Raw genomic sequence first — 20,128 nt, forward strand, 5'->3', positions numbered from 1 at the left:
GGTCACTCCCTTAAAAACCATTCAGCCGCGTGCAGCGGCAATCTTGATCAGTTTGGCGTAGTAAAAACCATCGTGTCCGCCTTCCTGCGCCAACAGCTGGCGGCCATGGGGCTGCTTGAGGCCCGCCGTGGTAGCCATGTCCAACTCCCGCGCGCCGCTGGTGCGCGCGAGGAAGGCTTCGATGACCTCGGTGTTTTCGGTCGGCAGGGTCGAGCAGGTGGCGTAGAGCAGGATGCCACCGACTTCCAGCGTCGGCCACAGTGCGTCCAGCAGCTCGCCTTGCAACGCGGCCAGGGAGGCGATGTCATCGGGTTGGCGGGTCAGCTTGATATCCGGGTGACGGCGGATCACGCCGGTGGCGGAACAGGGCGCGTCCAGCAGGATGCGCTGGAACGGCTTGCCATCCCACCAGGTGGCGGTATCGCGACCATCGGCGGCAATCAGCTCGGCGTCCAGGCCCAGGCGTGCAAGGTTTTCGCGCACCCGTACCAGGCGCTTGGCTTCCAGGTCGACGGCGACGACTCCGGCCAGGCCGGGCTCGACTTCCATGATGTGGCAGGTCTTGCCGCCTGGGGCGCAGCAGGCGTCCAGCACCCGCTGGCCCGGTGCCAGGTCGAGCAGGCCGGCGGCCAGTTGCGCCGCTTCGTCCTGCACGCTGATCCAGCCTTCGGCAAAGCCCGGCAGGCTGCGTACATCGCAGGCGGTCTCCAGCACGATTCCGTCCTGGCTGTACACACAGGCGCTAGCATTGATGCTGGCATCGGCCAGTAACGTGAGATAGGCATTACGGTGGTGATGGCGGCGATTGACCCGCAAAATCATCGGCGGGTGCGCGTTGTTGGCGGCACAGATGGCTTCCCACTGCTTGGGCCAGAACGCCTTGAGGGATTTTTGCAGCCAGCGTGGGTGTGCGGTGCGCACTACCGGGTCGTGTTCGAGCTCGGCCAGCAACCCCTCGCTTTCGCGCTGGGCGCGGCGCAACACGGCGTTGAGCAAGGCTTTGGCCCAGGGCTTTTTCAGCTTGTCGGCGCAGCCCACGGTTTCACCGATGGCGGCGTGGGCGGGCACCCGGCTGTAGAGCAACTGGTAGAGCCCCACCAGCAACAGCGCCTCGACATCGGCATCGGCAGCCTTGAACGGCTTTTGCAGCAGCTTGGCTGCCAGCGCCGACAGGCGCGGCTGCCAGCGGGCGGTGCCAAAGGCCAGGTCCTGGGTGAAGCCGCGATCACGGTCTTCGACTTTATCCAGTTGCACTGGCAACGAACTGTTCAGGGAAGCCTTGCCAGTTAGCACGGCGGCCAGGGCCTTGGCAGCGGCCAAACGCGGGTTCATCAAGCGTCCACTCCAAGAATGATACCGGGGGAAAATTTCTCACGGCGGCTGTTGAACAAATCGCTGAAGTTCAGCGCCTTGCCGCCGGGCAATTGCAAACGGGTCAGACACAGTGCCTGTTCACCGCAGGCCACCAGCAGGCCTTCCCTGCTGGCGCCGATGATTTCACCGGGCGCGCCGCTGCCTTCGGCCAGGGTGGCGGCGAGGACTTTCAAGGCTTCGCCATTGAGGGTGCTGTGGCAGATCGGCCACGGGTTGAAGGCGCGTACCAGGCGCTCCAGCTCCACGGCCGGGCGGCTCCAGTCGATGCGCGCTTCGTCCTTGTTCAGCTTGTGGGCGTAGGTGGCGAGGCTGTCGTCCTGTATTTCGCCTTGCAGGGTACCGGCGGCGAGGCCGGCAATTGCCGCGACCACCGCTGGCGGGCCCATCTCGGCCAGCCGGTCATGCAGGCTGCCGCCGGTGTCTTGCGCGGTGATGGGTGTGGTGACCTTGAGCAGCATTGGCCCGGTGTCCAGGCCGGCCTCCATGCGCATCACGGTCACGCCGCTTTCTGCATCACCGGCTTGCACCGCGCGCTGGATCGGCGCGGCTCCGCGCCAGCGCGGCAGCAGCGAGGCGTGACTGTTGATGCAGCCCAGGCGTGGGATATCCAGTACTGCCTGCGGGAGGATCAGGCCATAGGCCACCACTACAAGCAGGTCCGGTTTCAACGCGGCCAGTTCAGCCTGGGCCTCGGCGTTGCGCAGGGTCGGTGGTTGCAGCACAACGATGCCGTTTTCCAGCGCCAGTTGCTTGACCGGGCTGGGCATCAGTTTTTGCCCACGGCCGGCCGGGCGATCCGGCTGGGTATACACCGCGACGATTTCATAAGGGCTGGCAAGCAGGGCCTTGAGGTGTTCGGCGGCAAATTCGGGGGTGCCGGCAAAAACGATGCGCAGTGGCTCGGTCATGGGAAACGTCTCACAAAAGAAAAAGGCTTGCCGGAGCAAGCCTTTGGAGGAAGGGAATCAAGCTTGCTGGCGATGCTTCTTTTCCAGTTTCTTCTTGATCCGGTCGCGTTTGAGCGTGGACAGGTAATCGACAAACAGCTTGCCGTTGAGGTGGTCGCACTCATGCTGGATGCATACTGCCAGCAGGCCTTCGGCAATCAGCTCGAATGGCTTGCCGTCACGGTCCAGGGCCTTGATCTTGACGCGCAGTGGGCGTTCGACGTTCTCGTAGAACTCGGGCACCGACAGGCAGCCTTCCTGGTATTCGCCCATCTCGTCGGTCAGCGGCTCGAACTGCGGGTTGATGTACACCATCGGTTCGCTGCGGTCTTCGGACAGGTCCATGACCACCACGCGCAGGTGCACGTTGACCTGGGTCGCGGCGAGGCCGATGCCCGGGGCTTCATACATTGTTTCAAACATGTCATCGACCAGCTGACGAACCTTGTCGTCCACTACGGCCACCGGTTTGGCAATAGTGCGCAGGCGCGAGTCCGGGAATTCGAGGATGTTCAAAATAGCCATAAGCGTAATTGCTGCACATGTGAGGTAAAGGCAAATCGGCCTCGGGACAACCCGCACGACCGGTGTGAAACGCTCGCAGGCCGCGAAGGCCAAGGCATTTCACGCGAACCGACATAATAAAGGAGATTGCCCCCATGAGGAAATCGCTACTCGTCTTCAAAACGAGCCGACGGGTTGAGCGGCAGTGACCCGTTGCAATTATTAGCCTGCTACAGAAGTTACCAACAGAGTTATCCACAGCTTGTTCCTGATCAAGGATGATCATATGTCAGCAATCCATCGCCCGGATATTTCCCCCGCCGAACTGGAAGCCCGCCTGCGTTTGCACCGTATGCCGGAGCTGGGGCCCAAGCGTTTCAAAACACTGATCGAGGCCTTTGGTTGCGCCTCGAAAGCCATTGGTGCCCCGGCCAGTGCCTGGCGTTCCCTGGGGTTGCCTACGGCCTGCGCCGAGGCCCGGCGCAGCGTGCCAGTGCGCGATGGCGCCAGCGTTGCATTGGCCTGGCTAGAGCGTGCGGGCCAGCATTTGCTGATGTGGGACCAGCCCGATTACCCCGCCTTGCTGGCCGAGTTGGACGATGCGCCACCCTTGTTGTTCGTGGCCGGCAACCCCGCGATCCTGGAAAAGCCGCAGTTGGCCATGGTCGGCAGCCGCCACGCTTCCCGACCCGGGATCGATACGGCGGCGGCCTTTTCCCGCAGTCTGGCGAGTGCTGGTTTTGTCATCACCAGCGGCCTGGCCCTGGGTATCGATGGGGCTGCGCATCAGGCGGCATTGGATGTCGGGGGGCAGACTGTCGGGGTGTTGGGCACCGGCCTGGAAAATTTTTATCCACAGCGCCACCGCCGGCTTGCCGAGGCGATGATCGCCCAGGGCAGCGCGGTGGTTTCCGAGTTCCCGTTGGACGCCGCTCCCCAGGCCGGCAACTTCCCGCGACGCAACCGTATTATCAGCGGCCTGTCCCTGGGGGTGCTGGTGGTGGAAGCCAGCGTCGCCAGCGGATCGCTGATCACCGCACGGCTGGCGGCCGAGCAGGGGCGCGAGGTGTATGCGATACCGGGGTCGATTCATCATCCGGGTGCCAGGGGCTGTCACCAGTTGATTCGTGAGGGGGCGGTGTTGGTGGAAACCATCGAACACATTCTTGAAGGGCTGCGCGGTTGGCAGGCGTTGTCGCGGCCCGCGCCGGTGGCGGTGCCCCACCCGCTGGTGGCGCTGTTGCACGCGGCACCCCACACCAGCGAAGGCTTGGCCATTGCCAGCGGCCAGAGTCTTTCCCAGGTGCTGGCGAGCCTCACCGAACTGGAGTTGGAGGGCCGGGTGGTTTGCGAAAGTGGTCGCTGGCTTGCGCGCAGTTAGGTTTTGTAACGAAGATCGGTAAACTGCGCAGAGCTTTAGTCCGGAGAGTGAGTAATGGTCAACAGGTGGCGTGTGCAAGAAGCCGCACGAGAAGTTCGCGCAGGCGCGGTGATTGCCTATCCGACCGAGGCCGTGTGGGGCCTGGGCTGCGACCCGTGGAACGAGGAGGCGGTGGATCGCTTGCTGGCGATCAAGGGCCGTTCGGTGGACAAAGGCTTGATCCTGGTCGCCGACAATATCCGGCAATTCGACTTTCTTTTCGAAGACTTCCCCGACACCTGGATCGACCGCATGGCCAGCACCTGGCCGGGGCCCAATACCTGGCTGGTGCCCCACCAGGATCTGCTGCCTGAATGGATTACCGGTAAGCACGACACCGTGGCACTGCGGGTCAGCGATCATCCACTGGTGCGGGATTTGTGTTCATTGGTGGGGCCGTTGATCTCCACCTCGGCCAACCCTCAGGGCCGGCCAGCGGCGCGCACGCGGATCCGGGTGGAGCAGTATTTCCGTGGGCAGGTGGATTGTGTGTTGGGCGGCAGCCTGGGCGGGCGCAAGAACCCTAGCTTGATTCGGGATCTGGCGACTGGCGAGGTTCGTCGCCCGTCCTGAGACCGTGGTGGTGCCATCGCGAGCAAGCCCGCTCCCATATTGGAATGCGATCAACCTGTGGGAGCGGGCTTGCCCGCGATAGCAACCTTCCAGACAACCCAGCGCTTACGGCATCAAAATGGTCGACCCGGTGGTGCGCCGCCCCGACAACTCAATCTGTGCCTTCGCCGCCTCCGCCAGGGAATAACGCTGGTTGATATCAATCCGTACCTTGCCACTGGCGATCATGCCAAACAGGTCATCGGCCATGGCCTGCAGGTTCTGCGGATTGTTGGCGTAGGTCGCCAGTGTTGGGCGGGTGACATACAACGAGCCTTTGGCGGAGAGAATGCCCAGGTTGACGCCCTCCACCGCACCCGACGCATTACCGAAACTCACCAACAGGCCACGGGGCGCCACGCTGTCCAGCGAGGCAAGCCAGGTGTCCTTGCCGACGCCGTCGTACACCACCGGGCATTTCTTGCCATCAGTCAGTTCCAGCACCCGTTGTGGGACATTTTCCTTGCTGTAGTCAATGGTTTCCCAGGCACCGAGGGATTTGGCCAGGGCGGCTTTTTCCGGCGAACTGACCGTACCGATCAGCTTCACGCCCAGGGCCTTGGCCCATTGGCAGGCCAGGGAGCCGACGCCACCGGCGGCGGCATGAAACAGGATGGTTTCACCGCCTTTGAGCTCATAGGTCTGGCGCAGCAGGTACTGCACGGTCAGGCCCTTGAGCATGGCGCCAGCGGCCTGCTCGAAGCTGATCGCGTCTGGCAGATGCACCAGGTTGGCCGCTGGCAGCACATGTAACTCGCTGTAGGCACCCAGCGGGCCGCTGCCGTAGGCCACCCGGTCGCCGACCTTGAACTGCGTGACTTCGCTGCCCACCGCATCCACCACGCCAGCGCCTTCCGCGCCCAGGCCCGAGGGCAAGGCTGGCGGTGCATACAGGCCACTGCGAAAATACGTGTCGATGAAGTTCAGGCCAATGGCCTTGTTGCGCACCCGAACCTGCTGTGGGCCGGGCTCTGCTGGCGTGTAGTCCACATACTCAAGTACTTCGGGGCCGCCATGGGCGCTGAACTGGATACGTTTGGCCATCTGCTCTCTCCTCAAGTCTGTTTCGCCAAAGGCTCCTATCGGACTCCTATGCATGATCTTCGTCAACTGTGGCAGCGGCTGGCGCGGTGGTATCCTGTGCGCCCATTTGCCGCCGAGGCCCAACGGCCTCGCGTAGCTTTGCCCGATTCAAGGTGATGCCATGACTACCCGCACCGAGGCTGTAAAAGCCTACCTGCTCGACCTGCAAGACCGCATTTGCAGCGCCCTGGAAACCTTCGAGGCGGATACGCGCTTTATCGAAGACGCCTGGACCCGCCCGGCCGGTGGCGGTGGCCGCACGCGGGTGATCGAGAACGGCGCGGTGATCGAGAAAGGCGGCGTCAACTTTTCCCACGTATTCGGCAGCGGCCTGCCACCGTCCGCCAGCGCCCACCGCCCAGAGCTCGCCGGTCGCGGTTTTGAAGCCCTCGGTGTGTCGCTGGTGATCCATCCGCATAACCCGCATGTGCCGACGTCCCACGCCAATGTGCGATTTTTCATCGCCGAGAAAGCAGGCGAAGAGCCGGTGTGGTGGTTCGGTGGCGGCTTCGACCTGACGCCCTACTACGGCAACGAAGAAGACTGCATCCACTGGCACCGCGTGGCCGAGCAGGCTTGCGCGCCGTTTGGCGCGGATGTCTATTCGCGTTACAAGGCCTGGTGCGACAGCTACTTCCACATCAAGCATCGCAACGAACCCCGGGGTATTGGCGGTCTGTTCTTCGATGACTTGAACGAGTGGGACTTCGACACCTGCTTCGCCTTTATGCGCGCCATTGGCGATGCCTACATCGACGCCTACCTGCCGATCGTGCAGCGTCGCCAGGCGATGGCCTATACCGAACAGCAGCGGCAATTCCAGGAATTTCGTCGCGGGCGCTACGTGGAATTCAACCTGGTCTACGACCGTGGCACGTTGTTTGGCCTGCAATCGGGCGGGCGTACCGAGTCGATCCTGATGTCGCTGCCACCGCAAGTGCGCTGGAGCTATGACTGGAAAGCCGCCGCCGGCAGCGAAGAAGCGCGCCTGACCGACTACTTCCTGCAAGACCGTGACTGGCTCGGCCTTGCTGCGCCCCAGGCGGCCAACTGATGGACCGCTATGTGGTGTTCGGCAACCCCATCGGCCACAGCAAATCGCCACTGATCCATGGCCTGTTTGCCGAGCAGACCGGCGAGGCGCTGGACTACAGCACCCTGCTGGCGCCGCTTGAGGATTTCACTGGCTGTGCCCGGGCGTTTTTCCTGCAAGGGCGCGGTGCCAACGTCACCGTGCCCTTCAAGGAAGAAGCCTACCGCCTGGCCGACACCCTGACCGAGCGCGCGCAACGCGCAGGCGCGGTGAACACCCTGAGCAAGCTGGCCGATGGCAGCCTGCTGGGCGATAACACCGACGGTGCCGGCCTGGTGCGCGACTTGACCGTCAATGCCGGCTTGAGCCTGGTGGGCAAACGCATCCTGCTGCTCGGTGCCGGTGGCGCGGTGCGCGGGGCGTTGGAGCCGCTGCTGGCGCAACAGCCCGCCTCGTTGGTCATCGCCAACCGCACCGTGGAAAAAGCCGAGCGGCTGGCCGAGTTGTTCGATGACCTGGGGCGGGTCTGCGCCAGTGGTTTCGATTGGCTGAGCGAGCCGGTCGACCTGATCATCAACGCCACTTCCGCCAGCCTGTCAGGCGATGTACCGCCGATTGCCAGCAGCCTGATCGAGCCGGGCAAGACGATTTGCTACGACATGATGTACGCCAAGGAACCGACGGCATTCTGCCGCTGGGCCACTGGACACCGTGCGGCGGTGGCGATGGATGGCCTGGGTATGTTGGTGGAGCAGGCGGCAGAAGCCTTCTACCTGTGGCGCGGCGTGCGGCCTGATTCGGCGCCGGTGCTGGCCGAGCTGCGGCGCCAGTTGGCCCTGTAATCGCGCCCCTGTAGAAGCCCGGCTTGCCGGCGATGGCGGCCTTGAGATCGCCATCGCCGGCAAGCCGGGCTCCTACACAAAAGCACTGTTCAGTCTTCAAAAAGAATCGGGCACTTGTCGGCCCCTTCCAGCTTTTTCAATTCTTCGACCACCTGCGGTCGCGCCCGGCGCAACGTCAGACTGCGCCCCAATCCGCGCAAACGGCGGGCTTCCTGGTGCAGCATCTCCACCCCGGAATAGTCGATAAAGTTGATCTGCTGTGCCTCGATCACCACCCGCTGGCCTTGCAGGCGCTGCAAGCGCACTTGCAGGTAATGGCTGGCGCCAAAGAAGATCGAGCCACCGACCCGCAGCACATCGTCTTCACCATCGCGCCACTGCTGTATCCGTGGCTGCGAGGTGCGCTTGAGGTAGAAGAACAGCGACGCCAGCACCCCGGCATAGATCGCCGTTTGCAGCTCCAGCAGCAAGGTGGCCAGGCATGTCAGGCCCATCACCACAAACTCTGCACGGCTGACCCGCCACAGTGCGCGAATGCCCCGATGATCCACCAGGCCCCAGCAGATCAGCAGGATGCTGGCGGCCATGCTCGGGATCGGGATGTGCGCAATCAACGCCGCGCCGAACAGCGCAAACAGCGCGACCCACAACGCAGAAAACACCCCGGCCAGGGGCGAACAGGCACCGGCTTCGTAACTCAGGCCCGAGCGGGTGAAGGAGCCGGCTGAGAGATAGCCGGAGAAAAATCCGCCGACGATGTTGGATAAGCCCTGGGCACGCACTTCCTGATTGGCGTCGAGCAACTGTTGCGAGCGCGCCGACAGCGAGCGGGCAATCGACAGGCTGGTCACCAGCCCCAGCATGCCCACCGCCACGGCGCTGGGCAGCAGGCGCAGGATCATGTCCAGGTCCAGTGGCAACGGGCTGAACGGCGGCAGTCGGCCAACAAACGTACTGACCCGCGCCACATGCCCGAACATCGCCGGCCACGCCCACATGACCAGGCTGCCCAGGGCCAGGGCAATCAACAAGCTCGGCCAACGCGGTGCGCAGTACTTGAGCAGCACGCCGACCAGCAAGGTGCCGAGCCCAAGGGCCAGTGACGGGCGATCCCACGCGCCGCCATGGTCGATCAGCGCCAGCAGGCTGTTGAACGCCGTGCCCTGGCTGGGCAGGTCGAGCCCCAGCAGGTTGGGCAACTGCCCCAGGGCGATGACCACCGCCGCGCCGAGGGTGAAGCCGAGCACGACGGAATGGGAGACGAAATTGACCAGTGCGCCAAAGCGAAGTATGCCCAGCAGCCATTGGAATACGCCGGCGAGCAACGTCAGCAACAGGATCAGGGTGATGTAGTCCTGCGAGCCGGGCACCGCCAGCGGGCTGATGCTGGCGTAGAGCACGATGGAAATCGCCGCTGTCGGGCCGCAGATCAAATGCCAGGACGAACCCCACAGGCAGGCGATCAGCACCGGGATGATCGCCGCATACAGGCCGTATTCGGGGGGCAGGCCGGCGATCAGGGCGTAGGCGATGGATTGCGGCAAGGCCAGCACGGCGCCGCTGAGGCCGACCAGCGCATCCCGGCCGACGCTGGTGCGGGTCTGGCGTGGCAGCCAGCGTAGGAATGGGAGCAGAGTGTGGGGCCGGGACATGGATCGCTCGAATTACTGTAGGAGCGAGCTTGCTCGCGAAGATGGGTAACGATAACGCGGGTCGTCTGAAAAAACGCGGCGTTTTCGAGTTCTTCGCCGGCAAGCCGGCTTCTACAGGGGGATAGGAAGATCTGTATGAGCTGGCTTGCCGGCGATAGGATCGCCGTGGTGTATCTGCTAAACCGAGGTGCCTGCATCGCAGGCAAGCCAGCTCCCACACAAGCCAGTGCACAACAGTGAAAGATGGCAATAGTTAGAGTTTGGCTCTGACCGCCGTCAATGCGTCCTGGCCATCGAGGGTTTCAACCCCTTCCAGCCACGTGTCCAATACCGCCGGGTTGGCCTTGATCCACGCCTTGGCCGCTTCGCTATTGCTGACCTTGTTATTCACCACCTCGGCCATGATGCTGTTCTCCATGTCCTGGGTAAACTTAAGGTTGGTCAGCAGCCTGGTCACATTCGGGCACGCTTGTGCATAACCTTTGCGCGTCAGGGTGTACACGCTGCCGGTGTCGCCGAAGTAGGCTTCGCCGCCCTTGAGGTAGCGCATCTTCAGTTGCACGTTCATCGGGTGCGGGGTCCAGCCAAGGAAGGTGACGAAACGCTCGCGCTTCGCTGCCCTGGACACTTCGGCCAGCATCGCCTGTTCGCTGGATTCGATCAGCTTCCACTGGCCAAGGTCGAAGTCGTTCTTCTTGATGATGTCCCGTAGCGACAGGTTGGCCGGCGCGCCGGAACCGATGCCATAAATCTTCTTGTCGAACTTGTCGGCAAATGTGTTCAGGTCGGCAAACTCACGTACGCCGGCCTCCCAGACATAGTCCGGCACTGCGAGGGTGAACTGCGTGCCTTCGAGGTTCCTGGCCAGTTGCACCACATCGCCATTGGCCACGAACTTGTCGTAGAAGCCCTGCTGCGCCGGCATCCAGTTGCCCAGAAACACATCCACCTGGCCATCCTTGAGCCCGCCAAAGGTGATCGGCACCGCCAGGGTATCGACCTTGGCCTTGTAACCCATGCCACTCAATAAAAAGCTGGCGATGGCATTGGTGGCGGCAATGTCGCTCCAGCCAGGGTCGGCCATCTTCACCGTTTCGCAACGGGCGTCGGCATACACGTTGGTAGCACTGAGCAGCAACAGGGCACTCACGACTGTGGATAACTTTTGCATGGCTTTCCCCTAACTGGATTTATTGGTTTTGGCAGGGTTGTGGATAACGTGCCTTGCGCTCCAGATCGTCGAGGTCGATATGGTTGCGCATGTACTGCTGGCTGGCGTCTACCAGCGGCTGGTGATCCCAGCTCTTGCGTTTGCCCACCGCCAGCGCCTCGTATACCAGGCGCCGGCGGCGCTGGCTGGCGAGCACTTGCTGGTGGATCGCGGGCATGTCCCATTTGGCCCGTGCCTCGGCCAGGAAGGCCTCGAACAGAGCGCGATGGGCCGGTGACTGGCTGAGTTCTTCCTGCTCTTGGGGGTCGTTGTGGACATCGAACAGCAGGCAGGGATCGTCCTCGCTGTAGATGAATTTGTAGGCGCCGCGGCGAATCATCATCAGTGGGCTGATGGTGCCTTCGGCCATGTATTCGCCAAACACCTCGTCATGCCCGCCCTGCCCTTGCAAGTGCGGGACCAGCGAGCGGCCATCCAGGGGCAGTTGCGGGTCCGGTTCGCCGCCGGCCAGTTCCACCAGGGTCGGCAACAGGTCGGCGGTGGACACCGCCGCGCTGACCCGCCCGGCCTTGAATTGCCCCGGTGCACTGACCAGCAGCGGCACCCGCGCGGCCATTTCAAACCAGTGCATTTTGTACCAGAGCCCGCGCTCGCCGAGCATGTCGCCGTGGTCGCCGGAGAACACGATGATCGTATCGTCGGCCAGGCCAGTGTCTTGCAGGGTTTGCAGGAGTTTGCCGACATTGCTGTCGATGTAGCTGCACGCACCGAAGTAGGCATGGCGTGCATCGCGGATCTTGTTCAGGGGCAGCGGCTTGTCCCACAGGTCGTAGACCTTGAGCAGGCGTTGGGAGTGTGGGTCCAGGTCGGCCTGGGCCGGTGTTGTCGGCATTGGGATGTCATTGTCGTCGTACAGATCCCAGAACGGCTTGGGAATGGTGTACGGGTCGTGGGGGTGGGTCATGGATACCGTGAGGCAGAACGGCTGGTCGCCGTCCTCGCGAATGTGGTCGAACAGGTATTGCTGGGCCTTGAACACCACCTCTTCGTCGAAATCCAGTTGGTTGGTGCGCACACAGGGGCCTGCCTGCAGCACCGACGACATATTGTGGTACCAACTGGGGCGCACGCCGGGCTCGTCCCAGTTCACCGCCCAGCCATAGTCGGCGGGGTAGATATCGCTGGTCAGGCGCTCTTCATAGCCGTGCAACTGGTCCGGCCCGCAAAAATGCATCTTGCCCGACAGCGCCGTGCGATAGCCGAGGCGGCGCAGGTAGTGGGCATAGGTCGGTACATCGGCGGGGAAATCCGCCGCGTTGTCGAAGGCGCCGATCTTGCTCGGCAACTGGCCGCTGACCAGGGTAAAACGCGACGGCGCACACAGCGGGCTGTTGCAGTACGCGGCATCGAATACCACGCCTTGGGCGGCGAGGCGGCTCAGGTTGGGCAGTTTGATCGGCGAAGGACCGTAGAACGGAAGCAACGGCGCGGCCATTTGATCGGCCATGATGAAAAGAATGTTCTTGCGCTTCATGGTTTCCCAGCATTCCATAGTCAATATTTATGCGATTGAGCATGCAGGCCATGGAAAACGTGGTAAAGCCCATGAAAAGCAATGTCTAGGATAAGTGCTGCTTATGTATAAAGCCCTGGGTCACCTGTCGCTGGATCTGCTGCGGGCCTTTGAAGCTGCTGCCCGTCATCGCAGTTTCACGGCGGCGGCGATGGAGCTGGGCACCACCCAGCCGGCCGTCAGCCAGCAGATCAAGCGCCTGGAAGAACAGTTGGCGGTGCGTCTGTTCGACCGCATCTACCGAGGCATCGAATTGACTGACGCGGGCGTGCTGTTGTTCGAGCATGTCCAGTCCGGGTTGCAGAGTATTGAGGCTGGCCTTGGGTTGATCACTCAACAGGACCAGCACGAAGTGTTGCAGGTGGCGACCGACTTCGCCTTCGCCGCGTACTGGCTGATGCCGCGCCTGCATCGCTTTCATGAGGCCAACCCGCAGGTGGATGTGAGCCTGGTCACCAGCGAGCGCAACCACGCCACCTTGCGCAGCGATATCGATGTGGCGGTGTTGTTTGGCGATGGACGTTTTCGCCAGGGCGACAGCCAGTGGTTGTTCAACGAGGAAGTGTTCCCGGTGTGCAGCCCGCAACTGCTCAAGGGCCGCACCACGCCGTTGTCGCTGCAAAGCCTGCAAGCGTTACCGCTGTTGCACCTGCGCCAGGAAAACAACAGCCAGTGGTTCGACTGGAACGGGGTATTTCGCGAACTGGGGATCAGCGCCGCACCGACGCCTGGGCCGCTGCGGTTCGACAATTACACCCTGTTGATCCAGGCGGCGATTGCCGGCCAGGGCGTGGCCATTGGTTGGCGCCACCTGGTGGATAACCTGCTGGAGCAGAAGTGGCTGTGCCGGCCGATTGGTGACACGGTGATCTCGCGCTTTGGGTATTACGTGGTATTGCCCCAGCGCAAACGGCGTGGGCAGTTGATCGGACGGTTTGTCGACTGGCTGGCGGCCGAGCAGGCCAGCAGCGCGCAGTCCCTGGTCGGGCTGGCCCCGCCGTCGATTGCGGTCTAGGATCGGCCGATCAACGAGTCCGGAGCCAGTCATGCAACGTATCAAGGGCTATCACGCCCATATCTACTTCGACGCCAGCACGATCGAGCAGGCGCGCAAGCTCTGTGAGGACGCGTCGGCCATCTTCCCGGTGCGCATGGGGCGCATGCATGAGCGCCCGGTAGGCCCGCACCCCGATTGGAGCTGCCAGTTGGCGTTCGACCCGCAGTACATTGGCGTGGCGCTGCCGTGGCTGGCGCTCAATCGCAACGGTTTGGTGGTGTTCCTGCACCCCGATACCGGCGATGACCTGAAGGACCACACTGAATACGCGATCTGGATGGGCGCCATGCGTCCGTTGGATCTGACGATTTTTTAAGCAGTTGCTGTCAGTTTAATCCTCACGTTCAGGTGCGAAGAATGGCACGTGGACGTGGGGATTTTCTTTATATTTTTCCACTATGTGGGATTGATATTTATATATTGAGATATTTTAAGCCTTAAGATTATAGTCGGCCATCTGCCACATTTCAGGTGAAGTGATGCCGGCGCAATTGATCGCGCTCGATTGGGGAACCAGTTCCCTTCGTGCCTATAAACTCGGCCCCGATGGCCAGGTCCTCGAACAGCGTTCGCTGGCGTCAGGGATCATGCATTTGCCCTGCGAACCGCGGCTGATTGCAGGCGTTTATTGCAGTGATGGGTTTGAGCTGGCCTTTGATGCCGCGTGCGGCGACTGGCTCGACGCCCAGCCCCATCTACCGGTGATCGCCTGCGGCATGGTCGGCAGCGCCCAGGGTTGGGGCGAGGCGCCCTATCGCAATACACCTGCCGACGTCGCCAGCCTGGGTCAGGCGCTGCATAAGGTGCGCAGCCTGCGTGGTGTCGATGTGCATATCGTGCCCGGCGTGATCGAACAGGTCGGTTTGCCCAACGTCATGCGTGGCGAGGAAACCCAGGTGCTCGGGGTGCTGGAGAGTCTGCCGGCCAGCGCGCCGTTATTGATCGGTCTGCCTGGCAGTCATTCCAAATGGGTCGAAGTGGTCGACGGCCGCATCACCCACTTCGATACCTTCATGACCGGTGAACTGTTTGCGGTGTTGAGCCAGCACAGCATTCTCGGGCGCACGCAAAAGATCGCCGGGCAGTTCCAGGCCGACGCCTTTGACCGAGGTGTGTACGTGGCGCTTTCAAAGGATGGCCAGCGCGGTGTGCTGTCGACCCTGTTCAGCGCCCGCACCCTGGGGCTGACGGCTGAGTTGGCTGCCGAGCAGCAGCCGGACTACCTGTCCGGCCTGCTGATCGGCCATGAACTGGCCGGCTTGCCCGACCGTACACGCAGCACACCGATCATCCTGGTGGGCGCCGTCGCCCTTTGCACCCGCTACCAACGTGCCCTCGCCCTGTGTGGTTTCCAGCATGCCAGCCTCGCGCAGCAAGCGACCGAGCGTGGCTTGTGGCAACTGGCGCTGGCCGCCGGGCTTACTCAACCCATGGAGGCCTGACATGCTCAAGCAAGCACTCACACAAAACGGCTTGATCGCGATCCTGCGGGGCCTGCGCCCGAATGAGGCTGGCGCTGTCGGCCAGGCGCTGTACCAGGCCGGGTTGCGGGTGATCGAAGTGCCGCTCAACTCGCCCGATCCCTACACCAGTATCCGCACTCTGCGTGAGACGTTGCCCGCCGATTGCCTGATCGGCGCCGGCACCGTGCTGACGGCCGAGCAGGTGGAACAGGTGAAGGCCGCCGGTGGCCAGGTCATCGTCATGCCCCACAGCGATGCCAAGGTGCTGCGCGCCGCAAAAGCCGCGGGCCTGTACCTGTCGCCTGGGGTCGCGACGCCCACCGAGGCCTTTGCCGCCCTGGCCGAAGGGGCCGATGTGCTGAAGCTGTTCCCGGCCGAGCAAATGGGCCCGGCGGTGGTCAAGGCCTGGCTGGCGGTGCTGCCGGCCGGCACCGTGCTACTGCCGGTGGGCGGGATTACCCCGGACAACATGCAAGTGTTCGTCGACGCCGGGGCCAAGGGTTTTGGCCTGGGCTCCGGGCTGTTCAAGCCCGGCATGACGATCGAGCAGGTGGCGAGCCGTGCCCAGGCTTATGTCGCTGCCTGGAACGCCTTGAACTGAGTGTGTTTGGCGCCCCAGGCGCTGCATCCGACAAGAGAGACAAGAAGATGAAAATCACCAAACTGACCACCTTTATCGTGCCGCCGCGCTGGTGCTTCCTGAAAGTGGAAACCGACCAGGGCGTGACTGGTTGGGGCGAGCCCGTGGTTGAAGGGCGCGCTCACACCGTGGCGGCTGCGGTCGAGGAACTGTCCGACTACTTGATCGGCAAAGACCCGCGCAATATCGAAGACATCTGGACCGTGCTGTATCGCGGTGGCTTCTACCGGGGCGGCGCGATCCATATGAGCGCCCTCGCCGGCATCGACCAGGCGCTGTGGGATATCAAGGGCAAGGCCCTCGGTGTGTCGGTCAGCGACCTGCTGGGCGGCCAGGTGCGAGACAAGATCCGCGTCTATTCGTGGATCGGTGGCGACCGTCCGGCCGACACCGCCCGTGCGGCCAAGGACGCCGTGGCCCGCGGGTTTACCGCCGTCAAGATGAACGGCACCGAGGAGCTGCAATTTCTCGACACCTTTGACAAGGTCGACCAGGCCCTGGCCAACGTCGCCGCCGTGCGCGACGCAGTCGGCCCGAATGTCGGCATCGGCGTGGACTTCCATGGCCGCGTGCACAAGCCCATGGCCAAGGTGCTGATGAAAGAGCTGGACCCGTACAAGCTGATGTTCATCGAAGAGCCGGTGCTGAGCGAAAACTACGAAGCGCTCAAAGAGCTGGCGCCTTTGACCAGCACCCCGATTGCCCTGGGCGAACGGCTGTTTTCGCGCTGGGATTTCAAGCGTGTGCTCAGTGAGGGTTACGTCGACATCATCCAGCCGGATGCGTCCCACGCCGGTGGCATCACCGAAACCCGCAAGATCGCCAACATGGCCGAAGCCTACGACGTAGCCCTGCACTGCCCTCTGGGGCCGATTGCCCTGGCGGCGTGCCTGCAACTGGACGCGGTTTGCTACAACGCGTTTATCCAGGAGCAAAGCCTGGGCATTCACTACAACGAGAGCAACGACCTGCTCGACTACGTGCGTGATCCGGGGGTTTTCGACTACGACCAGGGCTTTGTGAAGATCCCCAACGGGCCGGGGCTGGGGATCGAGATCAACGAGCAATACGTGATCGAGCGCGCGGCCATTGGTCACCGCTGGCGCAACCCGGTCTGGCGCCATGCCGATGGCAGCTTTGCCGAGTGGTGATCCCTGCCTGAAGACACGCAATCCCTGTAGGAGCTGGCTTGCCAGCGATAGCGGCACAACATTCAACATCGCTATCGCTGGCAAGCCAGCTCCTACAGGAGCGGTGTTCGCAGCCCCTGTCCTCAATAAACATAATAAGAGGCTCCTCCATGCACCCTGAAACCCTCACCGGGCAGGCGTCCCTAGTTACGCCCAGCCGCAAGCGTTACTTCATCATGGTCCTGCTGTTTATCACGGTGGTGATCAACTACCTGGACCGCAGCAACCTGTCGATTGCCGCACCGGCCCTGACCAGCGAGCTGGGTATCGATCCGGTGCAGGTGGGGCTGATCTTCTCGGCGTTCGGCTGGACCTACGCCGCCATGCAAATCCCCGGTGGCTGGCTGGTGGACCGGGTGCCGCCGCGCATTCTGTACACCGCAGCCCTGCTGTTGTGGTCGATTGCCACGGTGATGCTGGGCTTTGCCGCGAGCTTTATCGCGCTGTTTGTATTGCGCATGGCAGTGGGCGCCCTGGAAGCGCCGGCCTATCCGATCAACAGCCGGGTCGTCACCAGTTGGTTTCCCGAGCGTGAGCGCGCCACGGCCATTGGCTTCTACACCTCCGGGCAGTTCGTCGGGCTGGCGTTCCTCACCCCGGTGCTGGCCTGGTTGCAGCACCACTATGGCTGGCACATGGTGTTTATCAGCACCGGCGCGGTGGGCATCCTCTGGGCGCTGGTGTGGTACGCGGTGTACCGCGAGCCGCGCGACTTCAAGGGGGTCAACAGTGCAGAAATCGAACTGATCCGCGAAGGCGGCGGGCTGGTGGACCTGGATGCCCAAGCCGCCAAGCGCAAGGCACCCTTCAGTTGGGTCGACCTGGGCATTGTCCTGACCAAGCGCAAGCTGTGGGGCATCTACCTGGGGCAGTTCTGCCTGAACTCGACCCTGTGGTTTTTTCTGACGTGGTTCCCGACCTACCTGGTGAAATATCGCGGCATGGACTTCATCAAGTCCGGCCTGCTCGCTTCGCTGCCGTTCCTGGCGGCGTTTGTCGGGGTGCTGTGCTCCGGGCTGTTTTCCGACTGGCTGATCCGCCGTGGCGCCTCGGTGGGATTTGCGCGAAAGTTGCCGATCATCACAGGGCTGCTGATCTCCACGGCAATCATCGGTGCCAACTTCGTTGACTCGACCCCCTGGGTGATTGCGTGCCTGGCGGTGGCATTTTTTGGCAACGGCCTGGCGTCGATCACCTGGTCACTGGTCTCGACCCTGGCGCCAGCGCGGCTGTTGGGGTTGACCGGTGGGGTGTTCAACTTTATCGGCAACCTGGCGGCGATCACCACGCCCATCGTCATAGGCTTTCTGGCCACGGGCGACTCGTTTGCGCCGGCGATTACCTACATTGCAGTGCTGGCGCTGCTGGGGGCGCTGTCCTACATATTGTTGGTGGGCAAGGTCGAGCGTATCGAACTCTTGTAGGCGTGAGCTTGCTCGCGAAGCATCCGAGAGCGCCGGGTTCATCCAGGATGCACGCGTTAACGCTCACGCTTTTCGCGAGCAAGCTCGCTCCTACAGTTATTTACGGGCGTTGCGTACACCTTCTGACAGCGCCGCACACAGGCTCAACACCCCATCAATCGCTTGCTGGTCGTTGCTGGCGTTGGCGATATGGTCGATCAGCGCCGAGCCCACCACCACACCGTCCGCCAGGCGGGCGATGGCGGCGGCCTGTTCCGGGGTGCGGATGCCGAAGCCGATGCTGATCGGCAGGTCGGTATGCCGGCGCAGACGGCCAACGGCCTCTTCCACGTGTTCCAGGGTGGCGGCACCGGCACCGGTCACACCGGCCACCGACACGTAGTACACAAACCCGGAGCTGCCGTTGAGTACGGTGGGCAGGCGCGCATCATCGGTGGTGGGTGTGGTCAGACGGATAAAGTCGATGCCCGCGGCCTGGGCCGGGTCGCACAGTTCGCTGTTATGTTCCGGCGGCATATCGACCACGATCAGGCCATCGACGCCGGCCTCTTTTGCGTCACTGATAAAGCGTGGCACGCCATACATATGGATCGGGTTGAAGTAGCCCATCAGCACCAGCGGCGTATCGCTGTTGTCCTGGCGAAATTCACGGACCATCTGCAGGGTTTTCGCCAGGTTCTGCCTGGCGCCCAACGCACGGATGTTGGCCAGTTGGATCGCCGGGCCGTCGGCCATCGGGTCGGTGAAGGGCATGCCCAGCTCGATCACATCGGCGCCGGCTGCCGGCAGGCCCTTGAGGATTGCCAGGGAGGTGTCATACCCCGGGTCGCCAGCGGTGACGAAGGTCACCAGGGCGGCGCGGTTTTGTTCCTTGAGTTGCGCAAAGCGGGTTTGCAGGCGGCTCATCAGTGTTTCTCCTGCTTGGCGGTTTCCATATGGTGCATAACGGTCTGCATGTCCTTGTCGCCACGGCCCGACAGGTTGACCACCATCAGGTGATCCTTGGGCAGGGTTGGTGCACGTTTGAAGACTTCGGCCAGGGCGTGGGCGCTTTCCAGTGCAGGAATAATCCCTTCCAGGCGGCAGCATTTGTGAAAGGCGTCGAGGGCTTCGTCGTCGGTGACCGAGGTGTACTGGACGCGACCGATGTCGTGCAGCCACGCATGCTCAGGACCGATGCCGGGGTAATCGAGGCCTGCAGAGATCGAGTGGGCGTCGATGATCTGGCCGTCGTCGTCTTGCAACAGGAAGGTACGGTTGCCGTGGAGCACGCCCGGTACGCCGCCATTGAGGCTGGCGGCGTGCTTGCCGGTTTCGATGCCGTAGCCGGCGGCTTCAACACCGATGATTTGCACACGGGTGTCATCGAGGAACGGGTGGAACAGGCCCATGGCATTGGAGCCACCGCCGATGCACGCGACCAGGCTGTCTGGCAGGCGGCCTTCCTGGGCTTGCAGCTGGGTGCGGGTTTCCTTGCCGATCACGGCCTGGAAGTCGCGCACCATCGCAGGGTACGGGTGCGGGCCGGCCACGGTGCCGATCAGGTAGAAGGTGCTGTCGACGTTGGTCACCCAGTCGCGCAGGGCTTCGTTCATGGCGTCTTTGAGGGTGCCGGTGCCGGCCACCACCGGGATCACCTCGGCCCCCAAAAGCTTCATGCGGAACACGTTGGCCTGCTGGCGCTCGATGTCGGTGGTGCCCATGTAGATCACACATTGCAGGCCAAAGCGCGCGGCGACGGTGGCGGTGGCCACGCCGTGCATGCCGGCGCCGGTCTCGGCGATGATGCGCTTTTTGCCCATGCGCCGTGCCAGCAGGATCTGGCCGATGCAGTTGTTGATCTTGTGCGCGCCGGTGTGGTTCAGCTCTTCGCGCTTGAGGTAGATCTTGGCGCCGCCGCAGAACTCGGTCAGGCGTTCGGCGAAGTACAGCGGGCTTGGGCGTCCGACGTAGTCGCGCTGGAAGTAGGCCAGTTCTTCATTGAAGGCCGGATCGATCTTGGCCGCTTCGTATTCGCGGGCCAGATCAAGGATCAACGGCATCAGGGTTTCCGCCACGTAGCGACCGCCGAACGCGCCAAACAGGCCATTGGCGTCAGGGCCGTTGCGTAAATCGGTCTGGGACTGAGTCATGGGACGCTCCA

Annotated in this window: 19 protein-coding genes; 10 read left to right on the top strand and 9 right to left on the bottom strand. The window is 62.8% G+C overall.

All coding sequences use genetic code 11. The features are described from left to right. Positions 1 to 21 precede the first annotated feature (21 nt). Genes rsmB through def form a run of 3 tightly spaced genes read right to left on the bottom strand, consistent with a single transcriptional unit; the run spans position 22 to position 2,846 of the window. Positions 22 to 1,332: a 16S rRNA (cytosine(967)-C(5))-methyltransferase RsmB gene (rsmB, locus tag HZ99_RS17515; RefSeq protein ID WP_038444748.1), complete on the bottom strand. Its 1,311-nt coding sequence runs from the start codon at positions 1,330 to 1,332 to the stop codon at positions 22 to 24. Then, positions 1,332 to 2,282: a methionyl-tRNA formyltransferase gene (gene fmt, locus HZ99_RS17520; RefSeq protein WP_038444750.1), complete on the bottom strand. Its 951-nt coding sequence runs from the start codon at positions 2,280 to 2,282 to the stop codon at positions 1,332 to 1,334. The genes rsmB and fmt overlap by 1 nt, the downstream gene beginning before the upstream one ends. A gap of 57 nt (positions 2,283 to 2,339) precedes the next feature. Beyond that, positions 2,340 to 2,846 (bottom strand): peptide deformylase, encoded by a 507-nt coding sequence (def, locus tag HZ99_RS17525; RefSeq protein ID WP_038444752.1) that lies wholly within the window; start codon positions 2,844 to 2,846, stop codon positions 2,340 to 2,342. 265 nt (positions 2,847 to 3,111) lie between these two features. Here def and dprA point away from each other — a divergent pair, with 265 nt between their 5' ends. Both dprA and HZ99_RS17535 read left to right on the top strand, forming a co-directional pair. Next, entirely contained in the window at positions 3,112 to 4,206 is a 1,095-nt protein-coding gene (dprA, locus tag HZ99_RS17530; RefSeq protein ID WP_038444754.1) for a DNA-processing protein DprA, read from the top strand. Positions 4,207 to 4,260: 54 nt separating this feature from the next. Beyond that, entirely contained in the window at positions 4,261 to 4,818 is a 558-nt protein-coding gene (locus HZ99_RS17535) for an L-threonylcarbamoyladenylate synthase (RefSeq protein ID WP_038444756.1), read from the top strand. Between the two features lie 105 nt (positions 4,819 to 4,923). Here HZ99_RS17535 and HZ99_RS17540 read toward each other — a convergent pair whose 3' ends face one another. Beyond that, the gene (locus tag HZ99_RS17540) at positions 4,924 to 5,901 is read right to left on the bottom strand and encodes an NADPH:quinone reductase (RefSeq protein ID WP_038444758.1); all 978 of its coding nucleotides are present in this window, start codon (positions 5,899 to 5,901) and stop codon (positions 4,924 to 4,926) included. A gap of 160 nt (positions 5,902 to 6,061) precedes the next feature. Between HZ99_RS17540 and hemF the strand changes: the two genes are divergently transcribed. Further along, complete coding sequence (hemF, locus tag HZ99_RS17545; protein WP_038444759.1) at positions 6,062 to 6,994, top strand: oxygen-dependent coproporphyrinogen oxidase; 933 nt, start codon at positions 6,062 to 6,064, stop codon at positions 6,992 to 6,994. Beyond that, on the top strand, positions 6,994 to 7,815 hold the full coding sequence (aroE, locus tag HZ99_RS17550) for a shikimate dehydrogenase (protein WP_038444761.1): 822 nt from the start codon (positions 6,994 to 6,996) through the stop codon (positions 7,813 to 7,815). The genes hemF and aroE overlap by 1 nt, the downstream gene beginning before the upstream one ends. Positions 7,816 to 7,904: 89 nt before the next feature. On the opposite strand, the gene HZ99_RS17555 is transcribed toward aroE, so the two are convergent. The 3 genes from HZ99_RS17555 to betC form a co-directional block, all read right to left on the bottom strand. Then, entirely contained in the window at positions 7,905 to 9,467 is a 1,563-nt protein-coding gene (locus HZ99_RS17555; protein WP_038444763.1) for a SulP family inorganic anion transporter, read from the bottom strand. Between the two features lie 253 nt (positions 9,468 to 9,720). Continuing rightward, positions 9,721 to 10,638, bottom strand: coding sequence for a choline ABC transporter substrate-binding protein (gene choX, locus HZ99_RS17560; RefSeq protein ID WP_038444765.1), 918 nt, complete (start codon positions 10,636 to 10,638; stop codon positions 9,721 to 9,723). Positions 10,639 to 10,657: 19 nt separating this feature from the next. Next, the gene (gene betC, locus HZ99_RS17565) at positions 10,658 to 12,172 is read right to left on the bottom strand and encodes a choline-sulfatase (RefSeq protein ID WP_038444768.1); all 1,515 of its coding nucleotides are present in this window, start codon (positions 12,170 to 12,172) and stop codon (positions 10,658 to 10,660) included. Between the two features lie 103 nt (positions 12,173 to 12,275). Between betC and HZ99_RS17570 the strand changes: the two genes are divergently transcribed. The 6 genes from HZ99_RS17570 to HZ99_RS17595 all read left to right on the top strand — a co-directional run bounded on the left by HZ99_RS17570 (position 12,276) and on the right by HZ99_RS17595 (position 17,985). Further along, positions 12,276 to 13,226 (top strand): choline sulfate utilization transcriptional regulator, encoded by a 951-nt coding sequence (locus HZ99_RS17570; RefSeq protein WP_038444770.1) that lies wholly within the window; start codon positions 12,276 to 12,278, stop codon positions 13,224 to 13,226. 31 nt (positions 13,227 to 13,257) lie between these two features. Beyond that, positions 13,258 to 13,584, top strand: a complete 327-nt coding sequence (locus tag HZ99_RS17575) for a DOPA 4,5-dioxygenase family protein (protein ID WP_038444771.1) — start codon at positions 13,258 to 13,260, stop codon at positions 13,582 to 13,584. A 163-nt stretch (positions 13,585 to 13,747) separates the two neighbouring features. Continuing rightward, entirely contained in the window at positions 13,748 to 14,710 is a 963-nt protein-coding gene (locus tag HZ99_RS17580; protein WP_038444773.1) for a 2-dehydro-3-deoxygalactonokinase, read from the top strand. Position 14,711: 1 nt separating this feature from the next. Further along, complete coding sequence (locus HZ99_RS17585) at positions 14,712 to 15,332, top strand: 2-dehydro-3-deoxy-6-phosphogalactonate aldolase (RefSeq protein WP_038444775.1); 621 nt, start codon at positions 14,712 to 14,714, stop codon at positions 15,330 to 15,332. A 47-nt stretch (positions 15,333 to 15,379) separates the two neighbouring features. Continuing rightward, positions 15,380 to 16,522, top strand: a complete 1,143-nt coding sequence (dgoD, locus tag HZ99_RS17590) for a galactonate dehydratase (protein WP_038444777.1) — start codon at positions 15,380 to 15,382, stop codon at positions 16,520 to 16,522. Between the two features lie 149 nt (positions 16,523 to 16,671). Beyond that, positions 16,672 to 17,985, top strand: a complete 1,314-nt coding sequence (locus tag HZ99_RS17595) for an MFS transporter (RefSeq protein WP_038444779.1) — start codon at positions 16,672 to 16,674, stop codon at positions 17,983 to 17,985. Between the two features lie 96 nt (positions 17,986 to 18,081). On the opposite strand, the gene trpA is transcribed toward HZ99_RS17595, so the two are convergent. Next, positions 18,082 to 18,891, bottom strand: a complete 810-nt coding sequence (gene trpA, locus HZ99_RS17600; RefSeq protein ID WP_038444781.1) for a tryptophan synthase subunit alpha — start codon at positions 18,889 to 18,891, stop codon at positions 18,082 to 18,084. Next, the gene (gene trpB / locus HZ99_RS17605; protein WP_038444783.1) at positions 18,891 to 20,117 is read right to left on the bottom strand and encodes a tryptophan synthase subunit beta; all 1,227 of its coding nucleotides are present in this window, start codon (positions 20,115 to 20,117) and stop codon (positions 18,891 to 18,893) included. The genes trpA and trpB overlap by 1 nt, the downstream gene beginning before the upstream one ends. Positions 20,118 to 20,128: the final 11 nt, after the last annotated feature.

Source organism: Pseudomonas fluorescens (genome assembly GCF_000730425.1).
In the GTDB taxonomy this organism is placed as follows: domain Bacteria; phylum Pseudomonadota; class Gammaproteobacteria; order Pseudomonadales; family Pseudomonadaceae; genus Aquipseudomonas; species Aquipseudomonas fluorescens_X.